The 24,066-nt window shown below is 62.8% G+C and carries 24 protein-coding genes; 7 read left to right on the top strand and 17 right to left on the bottom strand.

The window, feature by feature from the left end; translation table 11 throughout:
• Positions 1 to 30: 30 nt before the first annotated feature.
• The 13 genes from H3H39_RS21725 to H3H39_RS21665 form a co-directional block, all read right to left on the bottom strand.
• Positions 31 to 1,362 carry a zinc-binding metallopeptidase family protein gene (locus H3H39_RS21725; RefSeq protein ID WP_182156468.1) on the bottom strand — a complete coding sequence of 444 codons (1,332 nt, stop codon included), beginning with the start codon at positions 1,360 to 1,362 and terminating at the stop codon, positions 31 to 33.
• A gap of 18 nt (positions 1,363 to 1,380) precedes the next feature.
• Positions 1,381 to 2,394, bottom strand: coding sequence for a ring-hydroxylating dioxygenase ferredoxin reductase family protein (locus H3H39_RS21720; protein ID WP_229218181.1), 1,014 nt, complete (start codon positions 2,392 to 2,394; stop codon positions 1,381 to 1,383).
• Positions 2,395 to 2,417: 23 nt separating this feature from the next.
• A complete protein-coding gene (locus H3H39_RS21715; RefSeq protein ID WP_182156466.1) occupies positions 2,418 to 3,815 on the bottom strand; it encodes an amidase in 1,398 nt (465 codons plus the stop codon).
• Between the two features lie 80 nt (positions 3,816 to 3,895).
• Entirely contained in the window at positions 3,896 to 5,236 is a 1,341-nt protein-coding gene (locus H3H39_RS21710; protein WP_182156465.1) for a Rieske 2Fe-2S domain-containing protein, read from the bottom strand.
• A 353-nt stretch (positions 5,237 to 5,589) separates the two neighbouring features.
• Complete coding sequence (locus H3H39_RS21705) at positions 5,590 to 6,333, bottom strand: SDR family NAD(P)-dependent oxidoreductase (RefSeq protein WP_182156464.1); 744 nt, start codon at positions 6,331 to 6,333, stop codon at positions 5,590 to 5,592.
• Between the two features lie 58 nt (positions 6,334 to 6,391).
• A complete protein-coding gene (locus H3H39_RS21700) occupies positions 6,392 to 6,904 on the bottom strand; it encodes a bacteriohemerythrin (RefSeq protein WP_229218180.1) in 513 nt (170 codons plus the stop codon).
• 23 nt (positions 6,905 to 6,927) lie between these two features.
• Positions 6,928 to 7,461: a cupin domain-containing protein gene (locus tag H3H39_RS21695; protein WP_182156463.1), complete on the bottom strand. Its 534-nt coding sequence runs from the start codon at positions 7,459 to 7,461 to the stop codon at positions 6,928 to 6,930.
• Positions 7,462 to 7,499: 38 nt separating this feature from the next.
• On the bottom strand, positions 7,500 to 8,615 hold the full coding sequence (locus H3H39_RS21690) for an alcohol dehydrogenase catalytic domain-containing protein (RefSeq protein WP_229218179.1): 1,116 nt from the start codon (positions 8,613 to 8,615) through the stop codon (positions 7,500 to 7,502).
• A gap of 405 nt (positions 8,616 to 9,020) precedes the next feature.
• Positions 9,021 to 9,977, bottom strand: a complete 957-nt coding sequence (locus H3H39_RS21685; protein WP_220461634.1) for an AraC family transcriptional regulator — start codon at positions 9,975 to 9,977, stop codon at positions 9,021 to 9,023.
• 287 nt (positions 9,978 to 10,264) lie between these two features.
• Positions 10,265 to 11,869: a methyl-accepting chemotaxis protein gene (locus H3H39_RS28410; protein WP_182156461.1), complete on the bottom strand. Its 1,605-nt coding sequence runs from the start codon at positions 11,867 to 11,869 to the stop codon at positions 10,265 to 10,267.
• 61 nt (positions 11,870 to 11,930) lie between these two features.
• Positions 11,931 to 13,619, bottom strand: coding sequence for a methyl-accepting chemotaxis protein (locus H3H39_RS21675; RefSeq protein WP_182156460.1), 1,689 nt, complete (start codon positions 13,617 to 13,619; stop codon positions 11,931 to 11,933).
• Positions 13,620 to 13,859: 240 nt separating this feature from the next.
• Positions 13,860 to 14,354 carry an RES family NAD+ phosphorylase gene (locus tag H3H39_RS21670; protein ID WP_182156608.1) on the bottom strand — a complete coding sequence of 165 codons (495 nt, stop codon included), beginning with the start codon at positions 14,352 to 14,354 and terminating at the stop codon, positions 13,860 to 13,862.
• A 79-nt stretch (positions 14,355 to 14,433) separates the two neighbouring features.
• The gene (locus H3H39_RS21665) at positions 14,434 to 14,781 is read right to left on the bottom strand and encodes a FlxA-like family protein (RefSeq protein ID WP_182156459.1); all 348 of its coding nucleotides are present in this window, start codon (positions 14,779 to 14,781) and stop codon (positions 14,434 to 14,436) included.
• Positions 14,782 to 15,001: 220 nt separating this feature from the next.
• Here H3H39_RS21665 and H3H39_RS21660 point away from each other — a divergent pair, with 220 nt between their 5' ends.
• The 6 genes from H3H39_RS21660 to recQ all read left to right on the top strand — a co-directional run bounded on the left by H3H39_RS21660 (position 15,002) and on the right by recQ (position 20,361).
• Positions 15,002 to 16,015, top strand: coding sequence for a M14 family zinc carboxypeptidase (locus H3H39_RS21660; RefSeq protein WP_182156458.1), 1,014 nt, complete (start codon positions 15,002 to 15,004; stop codon positions 16,013 to 16,015).
• Positions 16,015 to 16,806, top strand: a complete 792-nt coding sequence (locus tag H3H39_RS21655) for an alpha/beta fold hydrolase (RefSeq protein ID WP_182156456.1) — start codon at positions 16,015 to 16,017, stop codon at positions 16,804 to 16,806. Before H3H39_RS21660 ends, H3H39_RS21655 begins: the two co-directional genes overlap by 1 nt.
• A 49-nt stretch (positions 16,807 to 16,855) precedes the next feature.
• Entirely contained in the window at positions 16,856 to 17,134 is a 279-nt protein-coding gene (locus H3H39_RS21650; RefSeq protein ID WP_182156454.1) for a YkgJ family cysteine cluster protein, read from the top strand.
• A 125-nt stretch (positions 17,135 to 17,259) separates the two neighbouring features.
• Positions 17,260 to 17,493, top strand: coding sequence for a hypothetical protein (locus tag H3H39_RS21645; RefSeq protein ID WP_182156452.1), 234 nt, complete (start codon positions 17,260 to 17,262; stop codon positions 17,491 to 17,493).
• Between the two features lie 190 nt (positions 17,494 to 17,683).
• Positions 17,684 to 18,523 carry an undecaprenyl-diphosphate phosphatase gene (locus tag H3H39_RS21640; RefSeq protein WP_182156450.1) on the top strand — a complete coding sequence of 280 codons (840 nt, stop codon included), beginning with the start codon at positions 17,684 to 17,686 and terminating at the stop codon, positions 18,521 to 18,523.
• A gap of 20 nt (positions 18,524 to 18,543) precedes the next feature.
• Positions 18,544 to 20,361, top strand: coding sequence for a DNA helicase RecQ (gene recQ / locus H3H39_RS21635; protein ID WP_182156448.1), 1,818 nt, complete (start codon positions 18,544 to 18,546; stop codon positions 20,359 to 20,361).
• A 29-nt stretch (positions 20,362 to 20,390) separates the two neighbouring features.
• Here the strand turns inward: recQ and H3H39_RS21630 are convergent, their stop codons facing one another.
• Positions 20,391 to 20,705: a helix-turn-helix domain-containing protein gene (locus H3H39_RS21630; protein ID WP_182156446.1), complete on the bottom strand. Its 315-nt coding sequence runs from the start codon at positions 20,703 to 20,705 to the stop codon at positions 20,391 to 20,393.
• Between the two features lie 450 nt (positions 20,706 to 21,155).
• Between H3H39_RS21630 and H3H39_RS21625 the strand changes: the two genes are divergently transcribed.
• On the top strand, positions 21,156 to 21,662 hold the full coding sequence (locus H3H39_RS21625; protein ID WP_182156444.1) for a hypothetical protein: 507 nt from the start codon (positions 21,156 to 21,158) through the stop codon (positions 21,660 to 21,662).
• Between the two features lie 74 nt (positions 21,663 to 21,736).
• Here H3H39_RS21625 and trmB read toward each other — a convergent pair whose 3' ends face one another.
• The 3 genes from trmB to H3H39_RS21610 all read right to left on the bottom strand — a co-directional run bounded on the left by trmB (position 21,737) and on the right by H3H39_RS21610 (position 23,899).
• The gene (gene trmB, locus H3H39_RS21620; RefSeq protein ID WP_182156607.1) at positions 21,737 to 22,417 is read right to left on the bottom strand and encodes a tRNA (guanosine(46)-N7)-methyltransferase TrmB; all 681 of its coding nucleotides are present in this window, start codon (positions 22,415 to 22,417) and stop codon (positions 21,737 to 21,739) included.
• Between the two features lie 231 nt (positions 22,418 to 22,648).
• Entirely contained in the window at positions 22,649 to 23,014 is a 366-nt protein-coding gene (locus H3H39_RS21615; RefSeq protein WP_182156442.1) for a cupredoxin domain-containing protein, read from the bottom strand.
• 3 nt (positions 23,015 to 23,017) lie between these two features.
• The gene (locus H3H39_RS21610; protein ID WP_375540452.1) at positions 23,018 to 23,899 is read right to left on the bottom strand and encodes a metallophosphoesterase family protein; all 882 of its coding nucleotides are present in this window, start codon (positions 23,897 to 23,899) and stop codon (positions 23,018 to 23,020) included.
• Positions 23,900 to 24,066: the final 167 nt, after the last annotated feature.

The following is a 24,066-nucleotide window of genomic DNA, read 5'->3' as shown; positions in this document are numbered from 1 at the left end:
GGTCTCCTTTTGTTTTTTTTTGTACGGCGTTTACAAACCCATTTCGCCACGCTCGCGCGTCAAGGTATCGATGAGCGCATACATGACTTTCCGGGCGCAGGGGATGAGCTCGGGAATGTAAGTCGCCCCCATGCCGCCCAATCCTTCGGCGACCGGCAGCGGCGCGCCTTGCGCCGGCCACGGCCAGCCGATGCGCGCGGTCGGCACCCCCCAGCGGCGCAAGGCCGCACCATCGGTCTGGCCGGCCAGCCAGTCAGGTGTGCCGTGTGGCCGGCCTTCGATGTGTTCCCAGCCGCGTTTGCAGGACTGGATGATCCAGTTTTGCGGATCGGTGGTGCCGCCGGGCGTAGAGCCGTACATCTCCCAGTCCATGTCCAGTTCGGGGCGACGCGCCATGAGGTCGGCGACGAAGGCCGCGAACTGCGCCTTCACGTCGGCCGGCGAGGTGCGTGGATTGACGCGCACATCGAAGAACAATTCGGTCAGGAAGGATGGGAAGGCCGGACGCTCGGGATCGCCGCCGCGCACGCCGGCAATCCAGCCGTGCGGCTTGATCACGCCCGAGGTGTTGTTCTCGGCATAGTCGAGGATCCATTTTTCCAGCTCGGGAATGACGGTAGCGGTGGCGCCGACCGAACTGCGGAAACCGGGAATGTCATGCGGCACCCCCGCATAACCCAGCGTGCCGTACACGCGCAGCTTGAACCAGGCCATGCCGGGCTCTTCGTGATAGACCCAGTTCCACGGCTTCATGATGATGGCGAAGTCGGGATACATGCCGCGGTTCAGCAAATGCAGCACGCCGCCGGACATGCCGGCATGCTGGCGCGTCGCGATATCCACCGGCATACCGCCATCGGCCATGCCCATCAGCAGGTCGCCGCGCAGCGGCACCTGCGCTTCGATCAGGGCGGTGGCGACTTCGGTCAGTGTGGCGATCATGCCCTTGGGATTGGACGCGCCCAGGCCGAACACCCAGTTGTCGATCCGTTGCGCACGCGGCTGCATGTCGGCCTCGGTGGCCGGGCCAGTCAGCAAAGCGCGTTCTTCCGGCGTGCAGTCAAGGTGCGTGTCGATCGGCGCGTACAGCATCACCGACGCCCCACCACCGGCGCCCTGGTACTGCGCCTTGACGTTGCCGCTGATCTCGGTCAGCGGCTGGTAGTCGGCCTTGAAGCCGACCTTGCCCAGGTGGGCAACCATGAATTCGCTGGCCGCACGCGTCGCACCGGTCGGGCTGTGGATATCGGTCAGATCGAACAGCAGTTGTTGCAGGCGCTTGGGGTCGATCTTCGCGCAGGCCTGCTCATACCATTTTTGCTGTTCCGCGGAAAACGGGACGGGGGTGGTAGCGTGCAGCATGGTGGATTCCTTGTGCTCTTAATTGCTCGGTGTGAATTGTTCGCTGTGGATGTTGGCCGGATCCGCTCCCAGCTCGATCAGACGCCTGGTAGCGGCATCGATCATGACTTGCGGGCCGCAGAGATAAGCCACGGTGTCGGGCGTCACATCGCCTTCCCGCAACGCGCTCACCGGATTACCGTGATGCATGCCATCGAGCGGATCGCGGTCCACGCAGATGCGCGTTTCGAGCGTCGGCAGCCATTGCTTGCGCAGTTCGAGGTCTTCCAGGCAGAACAGCGCGTCCGGTGTCGCGCAGCCGAAGCTGAGCAGCATCGGCGGCTTGCGTCCGCCGGTCTGACGCAGGGTGTCGATCATCGACAGGATGGGAGCGAGCCCGGTGCCGCCGGCCACGAAAATATGCGGCGCGCGCTTCTTCTCTTCGCGCAGGAAGAACGAGCCGTACGGGCCTGTCAGCTTGAGCACCTGGTCCGGCCCGGCCACCTGCGACAGGAAGTTGGACATCGCGCCGTCGGGCAGGATACGGATCAGGAACGTCATCTTCGGCACGTCAGTGCCCACGCTCGATGGCGAATAGCTGCGCAGCACGCCCAGGCCGGGCACTTCGATCTGCATGAACTGGCCGGGACGGAATTCCATCCACTCGCCCTCAGCCAGTTCCACGGTCAGACGCACGGCATTGCTGGCGATTTTCTCGACCGTGTCGATGAAAGCATGGACTTCGTGCGCCACGTTGGCGCCGGCTTCGCTGGTGTAGGCGACATCGAAGCTGCAGTCCGAATTGGCTTCGCACACGCACAACAGGCGCGTGCCGGCGGCCACTTCGCTGGCCAGGAGGGTTGAGCTGGCGCCGGCGCGGGTTTGCGCGTCGCCGGACGACAGTTTGGCCGTGCAGGTGGAACAGCTTCCCGACTGGCATTGGTACAGCACTGGCATCTCGGCGGCAATGGCGGCGTCGAGGATGAGCTCGCCGGAGGCGACTTCAAAACTGCGGCTGACGCCGTCGGCATAGTTAAGTGTGACGTTACGCATGGTATTTCTCATTCCGGTGAAAGTCAGATTCCGGGCGGATGCTGCTTGTGCCAGTCGCTCGCGCGCTGCACGGCCATGCCGGCGCGGCACAAGACGGCTTCCGAGCCTTTTTTCCCGATAAATTGCACGCCCAGTGGCAAGCCTTGCTGCGTGCAGCCGTACGGCAGGCTCAGACACGGATGGCCACTCACGTTGAACGGCGAGGTGAACTGAATCAGGCGGCGATTCGCCTCGGGATCGAGCGCGAGGTCGGCCAGCTGCTCGTAGGTCGGCGCGGCATAGGGCTGCACCGGCGCCAGCACCAGGTCGACCTGATGGAGCAAGGCGTCGACTTCGCCGGTGTAGCGCTGTGCGGCCAATATGATGCGCTGGTATGCCAGGCCACTCAGCGCGCGCCCGCCATCGATCAGGCGGCTCAAGGCCGGGCCGTATTCGGCGGCGCGGCTCGGGTAAGTGGCTTCATGCGCAATCGCGGTCTGCACACCGCAGTGCTGTTCCCAGTTCGTGCTGACAGCACGGGCATCGGGCATACGCACGCTGTACAGGACGCCACCGTCTTCACGAATGAGCGCCATGATCTGTTGCAGGCCGTGCTGGATGGCGGGATCAACGCCATCGCTCAGCCAGGATTCGTCCACGCCGACGCGCAGGCCCTTGAACGTCTCAGCGATCTCGGGAATTTCCAGGCATGCGCCGGGCAGCGAAGTCGGGTCCTTGGGATCATGTCCGGCGATGGCGCACAGCAGGTAGAGCACATCCTTGGCGCTGCGCGCCATGGGGCCAACATGGTCAAGGCTGGCCGCAAGCTCGAACACGCCATGCCGGCTCACACGGCCCCAGGTCGGTTTGAGGCCAGTCAGGCCATTGGCCGCACAAGGGAAACGGATCGAGCCGCCCGTGTCGGTACCCAGCGCCGCATAGCAGAGGCCGGCCGCCGTGGCCACCCCGCTGCCGCTGGACGAGGCGCCAGCCCAATGCGCCGCGCCCCAGGGATTGCTCGGTGCCGGCAAGTCGGGATGATGGATGGCGAACGCGCCCTCGGTCATGCGCAACTTGCCGAGTATCACGGCGCCCGCGTCCTTCAGGCGCGCCACCACTGTCGCGTCTTCCGGCGGCAGGAAGTCGCGGTACACCGTCGTGCCCGCCGTTGTCGGCATGTCCCGCGTCCAGAACAGGTCTTTGACGGCAATCGGCACGCCGTGCAAGGGGCTACGATACTCGCCGCGCGCCAGTTCGGCCTCGGCCTGGCGCGCCTGCGCCAACGCCTGCTCCGCCGCGACGTACGCATAGCTATTGAGTTGGCCATCGAGCTTCTCGATGCGCGCCAGTTGCGCCTGCGCGACGTCGACGGGCGAGATCTTGCCGCGGCGGATCAGCTGCGACAGCTCGGACATTTCCAGATAGTGCAATTCGTTTTCCATGCTCACTCCAAACCACGGAAGAAGACAGGCAAAGACCAGAGCAACAGGGCCGCGCACGATGACGCGACCCTGTGCGTGGCTTACGCTTCGTCCGGGACCTTCGGGACCTTGTAGCCGGGGCGCATGCCGTCGGCGGTGTCCTTGAAGCGCAGGCTGGTCGTCTTCAGCGCGCCGGCCACGCCACGTCCAGGCTTGGCGATACCGCGATTCCAGCGCGACGCCAATTTGCGCCAGGTGATGGGGGAGACGTCGGTCGCCACCAACTGCTCGTCATCCCAGCCGGTGCCGTCGGCATAGAAGTTCTGCATCGCTTCACGGGCATACAGGTCGCAGTCGTTGAAGCCGTGGAGGCAGAGCGACTTGTAGACGCGATCAAAACGATACTGGTATTTCTTGCGGTCTTCCTCGGTCGGGCAGACGCGCACCAGCACTTCCCAGTATTCGTGCGTGTCGTCGGTGATCGGCACGTACCATTCGTACTGCACCACGTGCTCTTCCGGCCAGTTCTCGACCATCAGTACGCCCGGCAACACCACCGAGGTGCGGTAGTAGCGGCCCTTGAGGCCTTCCACCTTGAGTCCCAGCTTGTCGTTCTCGAGCACGGGCGCCCACTTTTCGGTAAACAGCCACTGCATCAGCCCCTTCGGCCCCTTGTCGTCCTCGACCGTGGTGATGCAGTCATCGCTGGTCGGCAATATGCCCAAGGGCAGAACCCAATCCAGGGCATGGACGATCGTGTTGTCCTTGTGGACCAGGATGTGGGCATTGTCGAAGCCGTTCTCGCAGGCGATACGCCAGTTGCCGAAGCCGGTGCGGTGCATACCCAGGGCCACGGCGTTTTCGTCCAGGATGCTCGGCGCGGCTGGCCACAGTGGGTGCGGGAAGCGTTCGCTGTTTTCCGGGAAGCGGAACGGCAGGTCGTCCGACAGGGGCGGCACATCGGTATCAGGGAAATCGTCTTCACGCACGAACACGAAGATCATGCCGGCCACTTCCCGCACGGGATAGGTGGTGATGCCGGTCGTGCCGATCAGCTTGTCTTCGGGATTGGCCACGATGGTGGACAACACGCCGGAATCGAGATCGAACGTGAACCCGTGGTACCAGCAGGAGATCGTTTCCTTGTTGAAGCACGTCGGCTTTTCCGACAGGCGAACGCCGCGGTGCACGCATTGATCCTTCAGCGCGTAAATCTTGCCATCCACACGGCGCAATACGATGGGAATGCCGCAAATCTGGATGCCTTCGACATGGTCTTCCGGCAGCTCATTGCTGAACAAGGCCGGGTACCAATGATTGATGAAGCCCCATGCCGCATCCTTGTACGGCTGATACTGGCTCTGGACTTTGCTGCTGTTGGTGCGCTCTTCGCTGATGCCGGTCTTGACGACGCGGCGCCGGACAACGGGTTTATCTGCCATGGAAGTCTCCTGCTACGGTATGGGAAAAATGCTTCGTCGTATGCGAAGCAGTGATTCCATCTTACGTAGCGCCAACCCGGCTGGCGCTCCCGTAGGTGAACCCACTATCCCGTCAACGCAGAAAAACGCTGGCGCCGTTTGCATAGTTGGGCCTGGCGATGACAGGATGGCGCGATCAGAAACGCCTCCATGTTTCGGTGCTGCTGTGGGATGGGTTGCGTCACGTCGAACAGTGAAATCACACCCGGAAATGCATCAGGGCCGGGTTCTGTATTGCACAGGACCCGGCCCTTTAGTTTCATGCGTTGCGCACTGTGCGCTGCCACGCGCACAAGCGATTCCGTCCACCGCTGTCAGGCCGTCATGCCGCCATCGACCGACAGCGTGGTCCCCGTCACGTAGGCCGATTTGTCCGACAGCAAGTACAGCACGGCCTCAGCCACTTCCCGCGGCTGGCCGATGCGGCCCATCGGAATCATGTCGTCGAGCAGATGGACGTCGCCGCCCGTCGAGCGCATGTAATTCGGCGTTTCAGTAGCGCCCGGGCACACCGCGTTAATGCGGATGTGCTGGCCCGCATACTCTTGCGCGACCGCCTTGGTAAGACCGACCACCGCATGCTTGGCCGCCACATAGTGGGCAATGCCATGCATGCCACGCAAGCCAAAGATCGATGCGTTGTTCACGATCGCACCGCCCCCCGCACGCAACATCGCCTCGATCTGATACTTCACACCGTAATAGACCCCCTTGAAGTTGAGGTCAATGATCCATTCGGACTCCTCGACGGAAGTCTGATGGAGCGGTTTGAAATCGGCGTGACCACCCGCATTGTTGAACGCGAAATCGAGACGGCCGAAACGCGACTCGATGCACTGGACCAGCGCTTCGTTGTCTTCGCGGCGCGCGGCATCCATCACCTTGATCTCGGCCTTGCCGCCCGACTTGATGATTTCGCCGCGCACCATGGCAAGCTTGTCTTCCGTGCGGCCGGCAAGCACCACCGTCGCGCCTTCGGCCGCGAGGGCCAACGCAGCCGCCCGTCCCATGCCGGAGCCGCCGCCCGTCACCAGTCCTACCTTACCCTTCATCAGCATACGCCCCTCCTTGAGGATACCACTGTCATCATCTCGCTGTGCTACAGCCAGCCGTCGATCAGGCGAAGACCGACGCTTGCTGTGGACCGGCACTGATGTCGCGCCGCAGAATCACCGGTGCGCCACCATGCTTGCGTTTGGTGATCCACGTGGACAGCGCGGAATCGAGGTAAGTGACGTGCTTGGGGAACCAGTCCGCGAGCGCGGCGGCAAGGCGCCGCACGTCGCGCAGACCAACCTGCCCGGCCTTCGCAAGCTGGTTCACCTCTGACACGCTGTCGAGCACCTTCTGATGTTCGTCGAGATGGCAATCCATATTCGGATACGCGGTCCGCACCATCCATTCCCGCTCGGACTCGAAATGCGACAGCAGGTGGTCCTCGACCGCCTGCAGGCAGCCAAGAGCGGTGACGACATTACATGCGTCAAGGGCCTTGACGACTTGCACAAATTCTTCATGCGCGTCGTCCGTCGGCCCATGGCCGAGCAACATCGCGTCGTTCCACTCGAGTTGCCCGGCGGCGTACTCATCGAATCCACCCTGACGTGCATGTGCGTGATGATGTGACATATTAAGACTCCTGCGTCGAACAGTTAGGGTTTGGCGCCAATTAACACGGACAGCATCACACTCGGCGTTTCTGTCCGGTTGCGCCATGCATGGCGCGTGCCGTTCTGGATCACGATGTCCCCGGCCTTCAAATGGCGGACTTCGCCATCATCAAGCTCTAGCCAGAGCTCGCCAGACAGGATCACGTCATAGTCCACCGTCGCGGTGCGGTGAAAACCGGAACCGTCGGTATCGAAGGTCTCGGCGAGACCCGGCAGGTACTTGGCGTATTCCGCGCCGGCCGCGGCGCCGTCGAAGCCTGGCGCAGCCATCACGCTGTCGGGTGGAAACTGCACGACAATCACGCGCGTGCCATGTGGTGCGGGCAACATCGATTGGATGCCGACGACCGGGTCGCCCCCGTCAAAGGGCAACATGGGCGCGGCCTCGGTGGTGGCCCATGCCAGCGTGGTACGGAACCCGGGCACCGACGCGTAGTCGTGCGTATTCTCCACTTGCCCATCGGATACCACCATCGACTTGCCGTTGCGCTCACCCGTTACGATACGTCTGACCATTTCAAACTCCTCATCCTTGTTGTAGGTGGAGCGTGCGCTTATTGCACGATGACCACGTTGACGAAACCACCCTTGCGCTGCTCGGCGTCGGCGAGCGCCTCGTTCGCCTGCTCCAGCGCATAGCGGTGATGATCGAACACGCTCAAGTCCAGCGTGCCCGCCGCGGCCATATAGGCAAGATCCTGGCCCTCGCCTACCGTGAACCACAAGGATGTCATCAGGCTGATCTGCGAGCACATGATTTCGTGCAGATTCAACGGCAGCGGATCGGACATCGCGCCCACTTCGACCAGGCGGCCGCCACGGGCCAGCGACCTCAGGCAGTCGAGCGTGACCTGGTGCGACGCGCCCGGGCCGATCGCGTCGAGCACCGCATCGACACCGACGCCGTCCGTCTCGCTCCGTACCCATGCGCCGAGATCACCGGAACCATACGAGAAGGTGCGAATCCGCTGCGGATCGAGCGCGCGCACGCGCTCAAGCAACGCAGGGTCGCGCGCGACGCAGAAAATCTTGACCGCACCCATCGCCCGCGCGATCTGCACCGCGCACAAGCCGAGCGTGCCGCTGGCACCACTGATCAGGACAGTCTTGCCGGCGCCAACACCTGCCTTGCGCAAGCCTGAATAGGCCGTCCCCAGATAGCCGAAGCGGGCAGCCTGCTCGAAGCTGACCGCGTCCGGCAGCTTGACCAGACCGTCAGCCGGCGCGGTCGCATACTGGCCGAAGCCACCGTACGGATATTGCTTGTAGATCTGCTTCGAGCGCGGCCCGAAGCCGAAATAGCCCTGGAAGGTGTACGCGACACAGTTGGTCGGCTCGCCGCTACGGCAGGCATGGCACGATCCGCACGAGCGGCCCGGATTGATGTACACACGATCGCCCGGCGCGATGCCGGTCACGGCCGTACCGACTTGGGCGACGACACCGGCGGTATCGAGACCAAAAATCGCGGGCAAGTCCGGCAGCGTCAGGTAAGAACGTTCGCCATAGTGGCTGATCACGTTGCGCAGGTTAGGCACGACGCCGGACGCCTTGACCTCGACGAGCACATCCGTCGGGCGCAACAGCTCCGGAAGCGGTACCGTGTCAAGCTGAAAACGGCCACTGGCGTCATGTACGCGCATTGCTTTCATCTGCTTCGAAGCAGTCATTCGGGTCTCCTTGATCTCTGATAGTAGGTTCGAGTCCTGGCCGCACAGCGGCAGGTCGCGGGGTGCGCCGCGTACGGTGCGGCGGCAGCCCCGCCTGGATTCAATGCTATGGCACGCAGCGCCGGCTGACGCTCCCGCAGGCGAAACCACTATCCCGCCAATGCAGAAAAGCAGGCGCTTGTCGCATGGATCGGCATAGCCGATGAGGGCTAGTCAGCGATCAGGAACGCATCCGTGTTTCGGTGGGATGTCGCCGAAGCGGCGCTTGTGGCGGGACGTGAGGTGATCCGGGCGGCGGAAGCCCGGCGGAAGGCGGCAGTCACCGCCCCGCTGGAAGCTTGTCCCATAGGAGTTCGTCATGCAAGCGAACTTCCTACAGGTAATGCGCCGGCGGGAGATGGCATATCAAGAACGCATCAGTGTTTCGGACGGGGTTTCGCCGAAGCGCCGCTTGTAATCGGTCGTAAAATGCCCCAAATGACTGAAGCCCCAGCGGAATGCGACAGCGGTCACGGTCGCGCTGGAAGAATGGGTATGCAGGAGTTCGTCATGCACCCGGCGTAAGCGGACTTCCTTCAGGTAGTGCATCGGCGAGATATTGCGGAAGCGGCGAAAACCGGAGAACAGGGAACGCGTGCTCACGCCGGCATGTTCCGCCAGGTCAACCACCGAAATGGGCTCATGAGCATGCTCTTCGATGTAATGCTCGATGCGCTTAATGAAGGACGGCGCAATGGACTGCCCTTTATCTTCATGCAATTCCGCGCTGTAGTTGTTCTGCTGGCAATTCAACAACATGCCCACGAACGTGGTTTCCAATTGTTTACTCAACAGCGGCGACAGCTTGTCCGAGCCGGACAGGACATCGCACATCCACGCCAGCGCCTGGACAAAGTTGCGGCCATCGGGGGTATCCAGCGCCATTTCCATCTTGAACTCGACGTCCTTTTGCAAGGTGCGGCCCAGATGCTGCTGGCACTGGTGTTTGATCACGTCCTTATCGACCCGGACGATGATTTTCTCGGTGTTCGGCATGTGGTGGATGCGGGTGCGTGTATGCGCATTCAGCACCGCGCCCTGTTCCGATTCGAACAACATTGCATTGCCGTCGCACTCGATCAACTCCCGCCCCCTGATCGGAATCTGGATCAGCGCAAACGACTCCATCACATCCGGATCGATGATGGTCTCGCCACCATAGGTCATACGTCCCACACCCAAATTGCCCGCGCGCCGGTAATTGACGCGCGTATTGAACTGGGGGTCTCTCGAATAGATGGTGTTTTTACAAAAAATGTGCTCTCCAACCGAGCGCGCCTCTTCAACATCAGACGTTTGGCATAGACCATAGGCTGACAGCACAGAGTCGGCTGGAGTCACAGAAGGAAAAGTGCAATGCGCCATAGTCTCTCTCCCGAGTACATGATGAACTACCAACTATGGGTTTAGTGTTCCGAGCATATTGCAATACCGTCCTTGACCCGCCGCACATTAAAATAACAACACAATGTGGCATGCGAATTCATTGCCCGGACTGTCTCCCCCACTTCGCAGCGCGTCTGATGTGAGCAGTGATTTTCCTGCTTCTTTATATTAGTCTGATCCGCGCGATTGCGACGAAAATACTATCATATGCGGCGACAATTCCCTTATGAAATCAAGGGTTGTTGCGCCAATGATGACGCCGCGATGGCGTGGCCTGGGGCCGACGCGTCAAGCTTGAACACGCTGACCACATGCGCCAAATTCGCCACCTGAGCTTGCATGGAGCGGGCCGCCGCCGCCGCTTCCTCCACTAGCGCCGCATTCTGCTGCGTGACCTGGTCCATCTGCCCGATGGCCTGATTGACCTGTTCTATTCCTGCCGTCTGCTCCTGCGCGGCGGCAGTGATCCTTCCCATGATCTCGCCTACGCGCTTGACGCTGTCGACGATATCTTCCATCGTCGCGCCGGCTCGTTCGACCAGCTTGCTCCCCGCGTCCACTTTTCCCACCGAATTGTCGATGAGGACTTTGATTTCCCTGGCCGCCGCCGCGCTGCGTTGCGCCAGCATGCGTACTTCCGCTGCCACCACGGCGAAACCGCGACCTTCCTCTCCGGCGCGCGCCGCTTCCACCGCGGCGTTCAACGCCAGGATATTGGTCTGGAACGCAATCCCGTCGATCACGCTGATGATATCCACGACCTTTCTGGACGACTCGTTGATCGAACTCATCGTCTCAACCACCTCCAACACCACGGCGCCCCCCTTGACTGCCATTTGGGAGGCAAACAGCGCCAGGGCATTGGCCTCGCGGGCGTTGTCAGCGTTCTGCCGGACGGTAGAGGTCAGTTCTTCCATGGAGGTACTGGTTTCTTCCAGCGAGCTGGCTTGCTGCTCCGTGCGCGACGACAAATCGAGATTGCCGGTCGCGATCTGGCTGGAGGCGCTGGCGATCGCCTCGGTACCGTTGCGCACTTCAGCGACGATCTTCATCAGGCTATCGTTCATATGCTTTAACGCCGCCAGGAGCTGCCCGGTTTCTTCGGTGGTCCGGGCTTCGATGTGGCTGGTCAGGTCGCCCGCGGCAACCGTATTGGCCAGCGTCAGCGCCCGGTTCAGCGGACGGGTGATCGAGAGTGTGATCCAGACGCCCATGCCAGCGGCAAACAGCAACGCTGTCGCGCCCAGGCCAAGCATCATCAGGCGGCTGTTCGCATAGGTTGTCGCGGCATGGTCGCTATACGCATTCATGCGCTCCACTTCGAATGCGATCATGTCGTTGATCGCCGCCTTGTAGGCGACCAATGCCGGACGAAACATCTGGTTCAGGTAAGCCTTCTGCACTTCCGGCCTCTCGGTCGCAAGTAGCGTGAGCAGCTGATTGGCGGTGATCGCGTAACGCGCATCAGCATCCAGCGATTTCTGAAGTAGTTTCTTGCCTTTCGGAAGATCGACCGTGCGCTTCAGATAGCCAAGTTTTTCCTGCAAGCCTATTCGCGATTTCTCGATGTTCGCTTGCTGCGCTTTCCGCTCCCCACTGTCCTCGTTGAGCAGCATGTTGCTCAATGCGATCGCGATGTCATTGATATCCCCCATCGCCTGGGTGGCTTGCGCCGCCTTGGGCACAGAGTCCGTGACGATGATCGTCGTACCACCGTTGACACGGCCCAGCATGGTGATGCCCAGGGCAATACAGACCACTAGCAGGAGGCCCATCACAACATTGTTGGCAATAAGGCGCGTACCGATTTTCAAATTCGTGATATTCATACTTCTTTCCGACAATTGCTATGAAATGAAGGGCTATGCAACGATCTGATCTCGGGACGGCTCAAACGGATCGGAGACGGGTAATATCAGTTTGCAAGGACTCGTGGTTGCCTCCGGCGCTTTGAAAGTTCTCCAGATGGTCACGCTGCCGGGATGATTTTTTCAATTGATGATGCAACCGCATGTCATCGAGTTTGAACACGCTCACCGCCTGCGACAACTGCATTGCCTGGTCTTCCAGGCAGGAAGAAACCGCGACCGTCTGTTCCACCAATCCGGCATTTTGTTGAGTGACTTCACCCATACTGCCGATTGCCCGGTTGACCTGGTCAATGCCACTGCTTTGCTCACGACTGGCAGAGGCGATTTCATGCATGATGCCGGCCACGCGCCGCACCGATTCCACGATGTCCTTCATGGTTTGCTCGGCGTCGCCGACCAGGCGGTTTCCCAGTTCGACTCTCGCAACCGAGTCATCGATGAGTCCTTTGATTTCCTTGGCCGCGGCGGCGGAGCGCTGCGCCAGGCTCCGCACTTCGGAGGCGACCACAGCAAAGCCACGCCCCTGCTCGCCCGCCCGTGCCGCCTCGACAGCAGCATTCAGCGCCAGGATGTTGGTCTGGAACGCGATACTATCGATCAGGCTGATGATGTCGGCGATCTTCTTCGCCGAGGCACTGATATCGCTCATTGTCGCTCCCACGCTGGCAACAGCTTGCCCCCCCTTGAGCGCAACCGTCGAGGCGGACAAGACAAGTTCGTCGGCGCGCTGCGCATGGTCTGCATTCTGCTTTGCGCTCGCGGAAAATTCTTCCATGCTGGACGCAGTTTCTTCGAGACAGGAGGCCTGCGATTCAGTGCGCGTAGAAAGCTCCGTGTTGCCTGCGGCAATTTCCCTGGTGGCGACGTTGACTGCATGGACATTGGTGCGTACGTCGCCGATGATCGCCAAAAGATTCACATTCATTTGTTGCAAGGCACGCAGCAATTGGCCCATGTCGCCACCGTGTTGCGTCTCTATCGTGCTGGTCAGATCGCCGCCGGCAATCGTGCGCGCGGCGCGGATCGCGCCGCGCAAGGGTATCGCCACAGACGTGTGGAGAGTGTGCCCCATCAACAACGCACTCGCCACGCCGAGGGCGGCAACGCCGACAAATCCCCACGCCGTGCTGCCGCTCGCCGTGGCGAAGCCGAGCACGCCCATACCGAGATACAGGGCACATAGCGTGAGGATCCCTAACGTGATGAGCGCGCTAATCGGCAAATCATATAATGCCGAGAAAATGCCAGTCAGACCGCCACGCACCACCTGCCCCTCACGGATCACCATACGATCGGGATTGCCAGCAAAAATGCTGCGGTAAGTCCGCTCTGCCGCCTCGATCTGCGCGCGGGTGGGCTTGGTACGAACCGACATGTAGCCGCTCGCACTGCCGTTTTCCATGATCGGGGTCACGTTGGCCACGACCCAGTAGAAGTCGCCATTCTTGCGCCGGTTCTTCACCGTACCAGTCCATGGCTGACCGGCCTTGATGGACTTCCACAAGTCGTCGAACGCTTCAGGAGGCATATCCGGGTGGCGCACCAGGTTATGCGGCGCACCGATCAATTCCTCTTTGCTGAATCCGCTGACTTCAATGAAATAGGGATTGACATAGGTGATCTTCCCCTTGAGGTCGGTCTTCGACACGATGGGCTTGCAGTCCTCCATGTGGTACTGCGTATCGGTTACGGGCAGATTTTTACGCATGCTATTTCTTGACTGGGCCCTCGAGTTAGTCGAGTTGGTCGCTTTCTTCCTTGGAGGTGGTATGCACCGCCTCCGGCGTTATGCCGACGATGCGCGAGGGCTTCGGCAGTCGTTGCAATCTGTGAAGTTGACATGCTAAGAAACACTTCTACAACCGGATTTTGTCGATTACGGACCTGTACGACTATCCGGATAACGCACGCTTATCCACTGCCTGCAATATTCGGTAAAACCGCGAACTCACGCCTGATTCAATGCGCGGCGGGCGGAGATCCCGACGTAAAGGAGACTTGTGACATACTTAACTTTGCCAAACCTCCAAGTCATGGATTTGGTCACAAAGTAGTTGAGTTGCGAGGGGAAAGTGGTGCGGCTGGCGGGGATCGAACGCCGCTCAGTGCCACGCTGGACTTGGGCTTGGTACCTTGCCGGCGCAGTCATTGACAGAATATTTGGCCATTTCCGCAAGATCTGCTGCACATTCCAGCCGCCAGGCGGCGGATTCAGGATCGTGCGGGCAGCCCAGACAGCATCCGGAATATCGATGCGAACCAAAAAGCGATAGAACGGAAGTGCGCCATTGCGCAGGCAATATACCGTCTCCAGCGTCGCGAGCGCGATGTTAATGGCGCAGTAAACCACTGGCAAGCCGGGGCTGTTCCAGCGCCCACCTGTCATTTTGGCGCCAGTGCCGGTCAGATCGCTGGCGGGGTAACGGGAAGCCTCGACAGGCATCACACAAGGCGACGGAGAGCGCGGTTCCATCCATGAAGGCGAGGAACACCAAAGTCGGGCACAGCCCCGAAAGCGCCAGTCAAGCGGTCGTATCGATCACGCTGCCGATGGTGGCATAGCGCGACTGCCCGCCCGTCGCCGTGGCCCCGTCGGACGACGACTGCGCCTGTCTGGCCTGGGCCTGCTGCGCCGCCTTCTGCGCGGCCGCCGCCTGCAACTGGGCGATCTGCGCCTCGATCGCCTGCATCTGCGCCTGCAACAGTTTTGCTTTCTGCTTGCCGGCGTCGGAAGTATCCTTATTGGCTTCCGTTAGTTCCTTCTGCACCGTCTGCAACTGCTTTTGCAGCGCCGCGATGGCGCTGCCGCTGTCCGCCGACCCGCTGCCGCTACTGGCAGCGACCGTACTCGATCCCACTGCTGTGACCATGTTCACCTCCCGAGTTATTTACTACTGAGGTTATCGGCAAGGCAAAAACGGGACGTAGCCCGTCAAATGTAAAGACAGGTAAAAGCAGGTAAAGAGCGGCTTGTGCTTCCGGCGCAGGCAGCTCCCGGCGCCGGGCACGCAACGCCTATATTTCCCGGCCCTTGCCCCCCCTCCTCCCGGCTGCGTTACACTGTCTGACCACCCAGTGACGCCCATCGCCATGATCGCGAAGAATCTGCCAGAACTGATCGCCCTCAAGCGCCTGATCGATGAAGGCGGGTCGCACTTCGAGGTGTCGACTCCGTGCGCGGTGGAGATCGACGGCCGCCAGTTCCCCGTCTACGCGCTGGCCATCGGCAATCCCGCGCCGGACGTGCCGGCGCTGGGCTTCTTCGGCGGCATCCACGGGCTGGAACGGATCGGCACCCAGGTCGTGCTGTCTTTTCTGGAAAGCCTGCTCACCCGCCTGCGCTGGGACCGCACGCTGCACCACCAGCTGGCCCACATGCGCCTCGTCTTCATGCCACTGGTCAATCCGGGCGGCATGTGGCGCGCCACCCGCTGCAATCCGCAAGGCGTGGACCTGATGCGCAACGCGCCCGTGAACGCGCTGGAAAAGGTCCCCTTCCTGCTGGGCGGCCAACGCTACAGCCCGCACCTGCCGTGGTACCGCGGCGCGCCGGAGGCGCCCATGGAGCCGGAAAGCAGCGCCGTGTGCGAGTTGGTGCAACGGGAACTGCTGTCGCGCCCGTTCAGCATGGCGCTCGACTGCCATTCCGGCTTCGGCCTGCGCGACCGCATCTGGTTCCCCCATGCGCACACGGCCACGCCCATCCCTCACCTGGCCGACATCGGCGCGCTGGAAGAACTGTTCAGCCAGAGCTATCCCAACCACAACTACGTGTTCGAGCCGCAAAGCCGCCAATACCTGACCCATGGCGACCTGTGGGATTACCTCTACCTCAACACGGCGGACGCGGGCGAACGCACCTTCCTGCCGCTGACGCTGGAGATGGGATCGTGGGCCTGGGTCAAGAAGAACCCGCGCCAGTTGTTCAACCGGCTCGGCATCTTCAATCCCACGGCCACCCACCGCCTGCAGCGGGTGCTGCGGCGCCACCTGGTGTGGTTCGATTTCCTGATGCGGGCCGCCGCCAGCCACGGCCACTGGCAACCCCAGGGACTGGCCCGCAAGGCCCAGCAACGACGCGCGCTGGCGCGCTGGTACGACTGATGGCCAGCTGGATCCTGCTGCGCGGCCTGATGCGCGAACAACGCCACTGGGGCGCCTTCCCCGCCCAGTTGGCGCAGGCATTGCCAGGCGCGGGCATCATCACGCCCGACCTGCCCGGCAACGGCAGCCGGCATGCCGAACCCAGCCCTACTTCCGTGGCCGCCATGGTCGACGCATGCCGGGCGCAGTTGCGGGCCGAAGGCGTGCCGCCGCCGTACCGCCTGCTGGCCTTGTCGCTGGGCGGGATGGCGGCCGTGGAATGGGCCAGCCGTTATCCGGATGAGATCGAGGCGTGTGTGCTGATCAACACCAGCATGCGGCCCTACAGCCGCTTCCACCAGCGCCTGCGCTGGCGCAACTATCCGGCCATCGCCGGCCTGCTGCTGCGCGGTGGCGTGGCACGCCAGGAAAGCCTGATCCTGCGCCTGACCAGCCGCGACGGCCACGCGCACGACGGCTTGCTGCAACGCTGGCTGGCCTACCAGCACGACCACCCGGTGCGCCGCACCAACGCACTACGCCAGTTGTGGGCGGCGGCCCGCTACCGGGCGCCGGCGCGGCGGCCGGACGTGCCCGTGCTGATCCTGTCGAGTGCGGGCGACCGGTTGGTGTCGCCCTCCTGCTCGCAGCGGCTGGCGCGGGCATGGTCGGCCCCGCACCATGTTCATCCAGATGCCGGCCACGACTTGCCGCTCGATGATGGGCCGTGGGTGGCCGATGCGGTGGCACGATGGCTGCGCGCGACATCCGCTGGCCCGGAGGAATATGGGCAGCCCGCCAAAGCCGGGTAAAATATCGCCCCAGTCCGCGCAGACCGCCGGACCATCCCCGGATCACCGCATGAACCTGCCTTCCTCCACTCCCGACTGCCGCCCCGGCTGCGGCGCCTGCTGCACCGCGCCCTCGATCACCAGCCCCATCCCTGGCATGCCCAACGGCAAGCCGGCCGGCGTGCGTTGCATCCAGTTAGGCGAGGACAATGGCTGCCTGATCTTTGGCCGCCCCGAGCGCCCGGCCGTTTGCGGCGGTTTGCAGCCATCAGTGGAAATGTGCGGCGCCACGCGCGAACAGGCCATGGTGTGGCTGGCGACGCTGGAGCGGGCCACCGCACCAGCCTGACCTCTGCCTGCCCTCAGCCGGACGTCGGTCCGGACTTTGCCGCCACGCCACGGCGGTTGCTGTGCCCGGCGCCCATCCCGCCACGACAGGCGTATCATGGAGGCGAGCACACGACGGAGGCCACCATGGAACGCGAACGGGCGAAGGCGGGCGATACGGTGCGGCCGATCGGCTGGCATCGCAGGATGCTGGTGATTAAAACGACGACCGGCCGCACCGGCCTGAGCGACGATGACGACGTGCTGTGCCGCTGGCTCGACGACCGCGGCGAGCACCAGCAACTGTTCAAATCCGGCCAACTCGAAGTGCTGATGTCGGGCGCCCGCGCCCACAATCCCGGCATGCGTACCGTGCGCTGACCACCCCGTCCCTTCGCCCCCCCACGGGGCGCCCCGTTTTGCCGCCCGATTGGCCTCCTTTTCCCCCCGATTTGCGCCCGATTCAGAATCGCGGCGCCCCGGCATGGTAAGCTTCGAGCCCGCGCAGCGCTGGCGCCCGCGCCGGACACCGTTTCCCCCGTAAAACTAATTCGAAATCGAACGATTATTCATGGATATCATTCTCGCGCTTAAAGCCCTTGTCATGGGCCTGGTTGAAGGTTTCACCGAGTTCCTGCCCATTTCCTCCACCGGCCACCTGATCCTGGCCGACAGCCTGCTGAACTTCGCCGGCATGGAAGAAAAGATGAAAGTGTTCGAGATTGTGATCCAGGCTGGCGCCATCTTCGCCGTGTGCTGGGAATACCGGGTCCGCATCGCGGCCGTGCTCTCCGGCCTGTTCTCCGATGGCAAGCAGCAGCGCTTCGCCATCAACGTCTGCATCGCCTTCCTGCCTGCCGCCGTACTGGGCGTGGCGTTCAACAAGGCCATCAAGGCCGTGCTGTTCAAGCCGGTGCCGGTGGCGCTGGCCTTCATCATCGGCGGCCTGGTGATCCTGCTGGTCGAGCGCAGCGAAGCGAAGAACCCCGGCATGGCCCGCATCACGTCGGTGGACGACATGACGCCGGTCGACGCCATCAAGATCGGTATCGCCCAGGCGTTCGCCCTGATCCCCGGCACCAGCCGCTCCGGCGCCACCATCATGGGCAGCATGATGTTCGGCCTGTCGCGCCAGGTGGCCACGGAATTCTCGTTCTTCCTCGCCATCCCAACGCTGCTGGGCGCCACCGTCTATTCGCTGTTCAAGGAACGCGCGCTGCTGTCCGCGGCCGACCTGCCCCTGTTCACCGTCGGTTCGCTGGCCGCCTTCGTGTCGGCCTTCCTGTGCGTGCGCTGGCTGCTGCGCTACATCAGCACCCACACCTTCACTTTCTTCGCCTGGTACCGCATCGTGTTCGGCCTGGTGGTGCTGGCCACCGCCCACTACGGCCTGGTGCAGTGGGTCGATTGAGCTAAACCGAGAACCGTATCATGAGCGACACCAGTACCAGCGCCCTGCATCTGCTGCAGACCGTCTTTGGCTATCCGGCCTTCCGTGGCCAGCAGGCCGAGATCGTCGAGCATGTGAGCACGGGCGGCGACGCGCTGGTGCTGATGCCCACCGGCGGCGGCAAGTCGTTGTGCTACCAGATCCCGGCACTGGTGCGCGACGGCGTGGGCGTGGTGATCTCGCCCCTGATCGCGCTGATGCAGGACCAGGTCGACGCGCTGGCCGAGGTGGGCGTGCGCGCCGCCTTCCTGAATTCGACCCAATCGTACGAGGAAGCGAGCCGCATCGAGCGCCTGGTGCGCACCGGCCAGATCGACCTGGTGTACGTGGCGCCGGAGCGGTTGATGACGGAACGCTGCCTGAACCTGTTCCAGGATTCGAAGATCGCCTTGTTCGCGATCGACGAGGCGCACTGCGTGTCGCAATGGGGCCATGACTTCCGGCCCGAGTACATCAAGCTGTCGGTGCTGCACGAGCAGTTCCCCAACGTGCCGCGCATCGCCCTCACGGCCACGGCCGACCAGCAGACCCGCGCCGAGATCGTGCACCGGCTGCAGCTGGAGGACGCGATGCAGTTCGTGTCCTCGTTCGACCGCCCCAACATCCGCTACCAGATCGTCGAGAAGGCCAACGGCCGCAAGCAGCTGCTGGACTTCATCACGGGTGAGCATGGCGGCGACAGCGGCATCGTCTACTGCCTGTCGCGCAAGAAGGTGGAGGAGACGGCTGAATTCCTCAACGAGAACGGGGTGCGGGCCATGGCCTACCACGCCGGCATGGAACACACCAAGCGCGCCGCCAACCAGGCCCGCTTCCTGCGCGAGGAAAATATCGTGATGGTGGCCACCATCGCCTTCGGCATGGGCATCGACAAACCGGACGTGCGTTTCGTGTGCCACCTCGATCTGCCCAAGAGCATCGAGGGCTACTACCAGGAGACGGGCCGCGCCGGCCGCGACGGCCAGCCCGCCAGCGCCTGGATGGCTTACGGCCTGCAGGACGTGGTGCTGCAGCGGCGCATGATCGACGAATCGGAAGCCGACGAAACCTTCAAGCGCGTGCTGGGCATGAAGCTCGACGCCATGCTGGGACTGTGCGAAACGCTCAGTTGCCGGCGCGTGCGCCTGCTCGACTACTTCGGAGAATCCTCGGCCCCGTGCGGCAATTGCGACACCTGCTTGATCCCGCCCGTGTCGTTCGACGGCACGGTGCCGGTGCAAAAACTGCTGTCGGCCGTGTACCGGGTCGACCAGCGCTTCGCGGCCGGCCATGTGATCGAAGTGCTGCGCGGCGTCGAGACGGACCGCATCAAGACCTGGCACCACGATTCGCTGTCCGTGTTTGGCATTGGCGCCGACCGCAGCGAACAGGAATGGCGCGCCATCCTGCGCCAGGTGATCGCGCTGGGCCTGGTGACGGTGGACCACGAACAATACAGCTCGCTCAAGCTGACGGACGCCGCGCGCCCCGTGCTCAAGGGCGGGCAGAAGGTGCAGCTGCGCCAGTACCAGAAGCCGGTCAAGCAGAAGCGGCCCACCACGGCCGCCAAGGGTTATGTGGAAAGCGACCTGTCGCCACGCGAACAGGCCATCTTCGACAAGCTGCGCTGGTGGCGGGTGGAGACGGCGCGCGCCCACAACGTGCCGGCCTACGTCATCTTCGTCGACGCCACGCTGCGCGAAATCGCCAAGGCCCGCCCCACCTCGCTGGCCGAGCTGCGCGGCGTGTCGGGCGTGGGCGAGAAGAAGCTCGCGTCGTATGGCGACGAGCTGGTGGCACTGATCGCGGAGATGGATTAAGCGCATCCATCAGCGCCGCTAAGCCCAGGCTATTTTCCAGCAACAGCCAACAAGGCCTCGGGATTGGTACTGGCAATTGCCAGCAGCGTGCGGGCGGCCCCGCTGGGTTGCTTGCGGCCTTGTTCCCAGCCCTGCAATGTGCGTACGGACACTCCCAACAGCGCAGCAAACTGCGACTGCGACAGGCCGGTCTTCTTGCGCGCCTCGACGACGGGCGACACAACGACGTGTAACCGTCCCGCCTTCATTTCATGCACCGCCTGCAATAACTCAGCCGCCAGGTCGCGCGTCGCTTCAAAGGCGGCCAGCTCCGTCTGGTTTAATGGCTTACTCTTCGAGTGCACGCCGGATCTCCCTTAACTTCTGACCGGTAATGTTATCGGTCTTCGATTTTGCATAAAGCGTGAGCAGGACAAGCTCACCTTCGGCGGTACGAATGTAATAAATCATGGGATCAATATACTCCTGGGGCGCAGGGCTGTCCAACGTCGCCGGATAGCGCACGATGCGAGGGGATATGGTTAAGCAATTTTTGACCTTGCAGCAGCCTGCCGCAAGGACTTACGACAAAGGTCGCGTCAAATTCCATCACCGCCACACGGGCACGGGCAGGATGGGGGTGTCGCCGACTTGCTTGATCATCAGTTCTCGCTTCTCATGGATGGCCATCCCGGTATTGAAAATTCAATATTAGCCGAGTAATTTGAGGCGCGTGGCGGTGTGGGCGGACGGAAAACCGGGTGGAAGTCCAGCCATTCCGCTAAGATGACGTCCTTTGCACCTACAAGCTCGCCATGGAATACGCCCTCCCCCTGCTGATCGTCATCGTCACGGCGCTGCTGGTCTACGCCATCATCAAGACCAATCCGGCCAAGCCGGCCGCCCTGCCGCCGCGCGCGGCTGGGCCATATGTGCCGCAGTTGCCGGCCACGGCGCCCGCGCTGCACTGGTCCGACCAGGGCCGTTTCCAGGTCGAGGTGGTGAATGAGTCGCGCTACCAGGGCACGTTGAAGGAACTGGCGGGCGAGCACGGTGAACAGGCGGCCGCCCGGGCCTGCGTGGCGACGCTGGTGCCCGACGATCAGAATGCCTACGAGAATACGGCGGTAGCCGTGTTTGTCGATGGCCGCATGGCCGGCTACCTGGCGCCGAAGGAAGCGCTGCACTTCCGCCAGCGCCTGAAGTTCAAGGAGATTGAAGGCCAGCCGACCACCTGCGATGCGCAGGTGCGCGGCGGCGGCCTGTGGCAGGGACGCCACCTGGCCTATGTGCTGGTGCTCGATATCGAACCGCTGGACTGAGAGAAACCGAAACCGGGGTCAGGTCATGAAATCGTGCAAGTTGCGGGATCTCATGACCTGACCCCGGTTTGACATTACTTCTTGGTGAATACCAGATCCCACACGCCGTGGCCCAGCTTCAGGCCGCGGTTTTCAAACTTGGTCAACGGACGGTAGGCCGGCTGCGGGGCATAGCCTTCGGCCGTGTTCTGCAAGCCTTCTTCCGCGCCCAGCACTTCCAGCATCTGCACGGCGTAGTCTTCCCAGTCGGTGGCGCAGTGCAGGTAACCGCCCACGGCCAGCTTTTGCGTCAGCAGCTTCACGAACGGCCCCTGGATCAAACGGCGCTTATTGTGGCGCGCCTTGTGCCATGGGTCGGGGAAGAAGATGTGGACGCCGTGCAGCGAGCCGTCCGGGATCATCTGGTTCAGCACTTCCACCGCGTCGTGCTGGATCGCCTTCAGGTTGGTCAGGCCCTGTTCGTCGATCAGCTTGAGCAGGCTGCCCACGCCGGGCGTATGCACTTCTACGCCGATGAAGTCCTTGTCCGGCATCGCCTGCGCGATGTGGGCCGTGGTGCCGCCCATGCCGAAGCCGATCTCCAGCACCACCGGCGCCTTGCGGCCGAACGCCTGCTCGTAGTCCAGCGGCGCCTTGCTGTACTCGATCAGGAATTTCGGTCCCTGCTCTTCCAGCGCGCGCGCCTGCGCGGTCGACAGGCGGCCGGCGCGGGTGACGAAGCTGCGGATGCGGTGTTCGGTCGGGTCGTACAGCATAGGCCGTGCGGGGCCGTTGTTGGGCGTATCAGAAGACATGGGATGCGGAATCTATCGGTAAAAAAGGGAAGCCCGGCACGCGGGCACAGGGCGCTACAGACGGCGCGGCGGCCGGCAGCCAGGCTGCATTAACCCGCCATTATATCAGTGCCTGCGCGGCCACCTGCTCAGCCACACTCTCGACCAAGCCCCGCAGCCGTGCCCGGCGCGCCGCTCCCTTCGCCGGCGCCGCTATGCCGTCACCACCAACGTGCCAGCCATCTCCTCGTGGCCGGCGCCGCAGAAGTTATCGCACAAGAATCCGAAGCGGCCAGCCTGCGCAGGCTGCAAGCGCAGCTTCACCACCTTACCCGGCACCAGGTCGATGCGGGTCTGCAGTTCGGGAATATTGAAGCCGTGGGCGAAGTCCAGCGCCCGCAACTCCAGCACCACAGCCTCGCCCTGCCGCACCTCGATCACGTTGGGGGCGAAGCGGAACTTGCGCGCCTCGACCTTGATGACGCGCTCCTTGGGCGCCTTGCCCTGGGCAGCGCCCAGCAGCAGCGCCGAGGCGGCCAACGGCATGCCGAGCAGGAAACGTCGTTTTGAAGCTTGCATGATTTATCCTTTCGCGACGGGCAGTTCGGTGATCTGGTAGCTGGCCTGGCGCGGATCGGCGTCCACTTCGCGCCAGCCCAGGCCCTTGCCCGGCGCGGCCGGATCCCACGGCAGCGGCGTGCGCATGGCTTGCGAACCGGGTACGGGTAACGGGAAGATCAGCGACTTGGCCGCGTGGTGGGCGATATGCGCCGTCATCCGGTGGTGCTCCTGGTGGATATGGCCGTAGAACACGGTCACGTTCGCGTACGGCATCAGCAAGGCCACGGCCTGCGCACCGTCGCGCGTGGCCCAGTCCCACTTCGGTTCCAGGTCGAACAGGGGCCGGTGCGTCAGCACGACGATGGGCGCATCTGGCCGCTGGGTAGCCAGGTCGGTCTTGAGCCAGGCCAGCTGCGCCTCGCCGATGCGGGCGCCAGGGTCGGACACGTTATCGAGCGCGATGAAATGCACACCCTTGTGGTCGAAACTGTAGTGGGTGGAGCCGAACAGCTCCTGGAACGCCGCGCCCTGGTCGAGCGAGGCATCGTGCTCACCGGGCAGGAAATGCACCTGCTTCACCTCCAGCCCGGCCACGATCTGCCTGAATTCGGCCATGCGCTTGCGGCGCTCGGCCGGGTCGTCCGTGCTGTGCGTCAGGTCGCCCGTGAAGACGATGAAGTCCGGCTTTTCCGGCAGCGCGTTGACCGCCGCCACCGCCTGGCGCAACGTGTTCTGCGCGTCCGGGTTGGCCGGCCCGCGATAGCCCCAATGCGCGTCGGACAGCTGGACAAAATAGAAGTCGTCACTACCCTGCCGCGCCCACGCCTTGCCATACAGGCCGGACATGAACACGGCGCCCCCACCCACCGCGCCCAGTCTCAAGAAACTCCTGCGATCGATCATGCTGTCCTCCATCTGGTTGATTGAAAATCGGCGCCCGCTTCCATGTCATAATCGGAGCTTCAAACCGGCGCGCCACACCAGATAAAACCGGCCGCGCCCCGTTCCTATTCCCGCTTGCGGATATATTTTTTCCGCGGGAATAAAAGCGCACCACACCGAGTCTTCAT

This window comes from Rugamonas apoptosis (assembly GCF_014042355.1).
Taxonomy (GTDB): domain Bacteria; phylum Pseudomonadota; class Gammaproteobacteria; order Burkholderiales; family Burkholderiaceae_D; genus Rugamonas; species Rugamonas apoptosis.
The sequence above is the reverse complement of the archived record's forward strand: the minus strand, read 5'-3'. Positions and strand labels throughout refer to the sequence as shown.

Coding starts and splice junctions, on each gene's coding strand:
- trmB (WP_182156607.1), bottom strand. CDS start 22,417: ATGCTGTACGACCCGACCGAACACCGCATCCGCAGCTTCGTCACCCGC.
- H3H39_RS21625 (WP_182156444.1), top strand. CDS start 21,156: ATGGAATACGCCCTCCCCCTGCTGATCGTCATCGTCACGGCGCTGCTG.
- H3H39_RS21665 (WP_182156459.1), bottom strand. CDS start 14,781: ATGGTCACAGCAGTGGGATCGAGTACGGTCGCTGCCAGTAGCGGCAGC.
- H3H39_RS21640 (WP_182156450.1), top strand. CDS start 17,684: ATGGATATCATTCTCGCGCTTAAAGCCCTTGTCATGGGCCTGGTTGAA.
- H3H39_RS21615 (WP_182156442.1), bottom strand. CDS start 23,014: ATGCAAGCTTCAAAACGACGTTTCCTGCTCGGCATGCCGTTGGCCGCC.
- H3H39_RS21645 (WP_182156452.1), top strand. CDS start 17,260: ATGGAACGCGAACGGGCGAAGGCGGGCGATACGGTGCGGCCGATCGGC.
- H3H39_RS21690 (WP_229218179.1), bottom strand. CDS start 8,615: ATGACTGCTTCGAAGCAGATGAAAGCAATGCGCGTACATGACGCCAGT.
- H3H39_RS21715 (WP_182156466.1), bottom strand. CDS start 3,815: ATGGAAAACGAATTGCACTATCTGGAAATGTCCGAGCTGTCGCAGCTG.
- recQ (WP_182156448.1), top strand. CDS start 18,544: ATGAGCGACACCAGTACCAGCGCCCTGCATCTGCTGCAGACCGTCTTT.
- H3H39_RS28410 (WP_182156461.1), bottom strand. CDS start 11,869: ATGAATATCACGAATTTGAAAATCGGTACGCGCCTTATTGCCAACAAT.
- H3H39_RS21610 (WP_375540452.1), bottom strand. CDS start 23,899: ATGATCGATCGCAGGAGTTTCTTGAGACTGGGCGCGGTGGGTGGGGGC.
- H3H39_RS21710 (WP_182156465.1), bottom strand. CDS start 5,236: ATGGCAGATAAACCCGTTGTCCGGCGCCGCGTCGTCAAGACCGGCATC.
- H3H39_RS21695 (WP_182156463.1), bottom strand. CDS start 7,461: ATGGTCAGACGTATCGTAACGGGTGAGCGCAACGGCAAGTCGATGGTG.
- H3H39_RS21650 (WP_182156454.1), top strand. CDS start 16,856: ATGAACCTGCCTTCCTCCACTCCCGACTGCCGCCCCGGCTGCGGCGCC.
- H3H39_RS21655 (WP_182156456.1), top strand. CDS start 16,015: ATGGCCAGCTGGATCCTGCTGCGCGGCCTGATGCGCGAACAACGCCAC.
- H3H39_RS21725 (WP_182156468.1), bottom strand. CDS start 1,362: ATGCTGCACGCTACCACCCCCGTCCCGTTTTCCGCGGAACAGCAAAAA.
- H3H39_RS21700 (WP_229218180.1), bottom strand. CDS start 6,904: ATGTCACATCATCACGCACATGCACGTCAGGGTGGATTCGATGAGTAC.
- H3H39_RS21720 (WP_229218181.1), bottom strand. CDS start 2,394: ATGCGTAACGTCACACTTAACTATGCCGACGGCGTCAGCCGCAGTTTT.
- H3H39_RS21670 (WP_182156608.1), bottom strand. CDS start 14,354: ATGCCTGTCGAGGCTTCCCGTTACCCCGCCAGCGATCTGACCGGCACT.
- H3H39_RS21705 (WP_182156464.1), bottom strand. CDS start 6,333: ATGCTGATGAAGGGTAAGGTAGGACTGGTGACGGGCGGCGGCTCCGGC.
- H3H39_RS21675 (WP_182156460.1), bottom strand. CDS start 13,619: ATGCGTAAAAATCTGCCCGTAACCGATACGCAGTACCACATGGAGGAC.
- H3H39_RS21660 (WP_182156458.1), top strand. CDS start 15,002: ATGATCGCGAAGAATCTGCCAGAACTGATCGCCCTCAAGCGCCTGATC.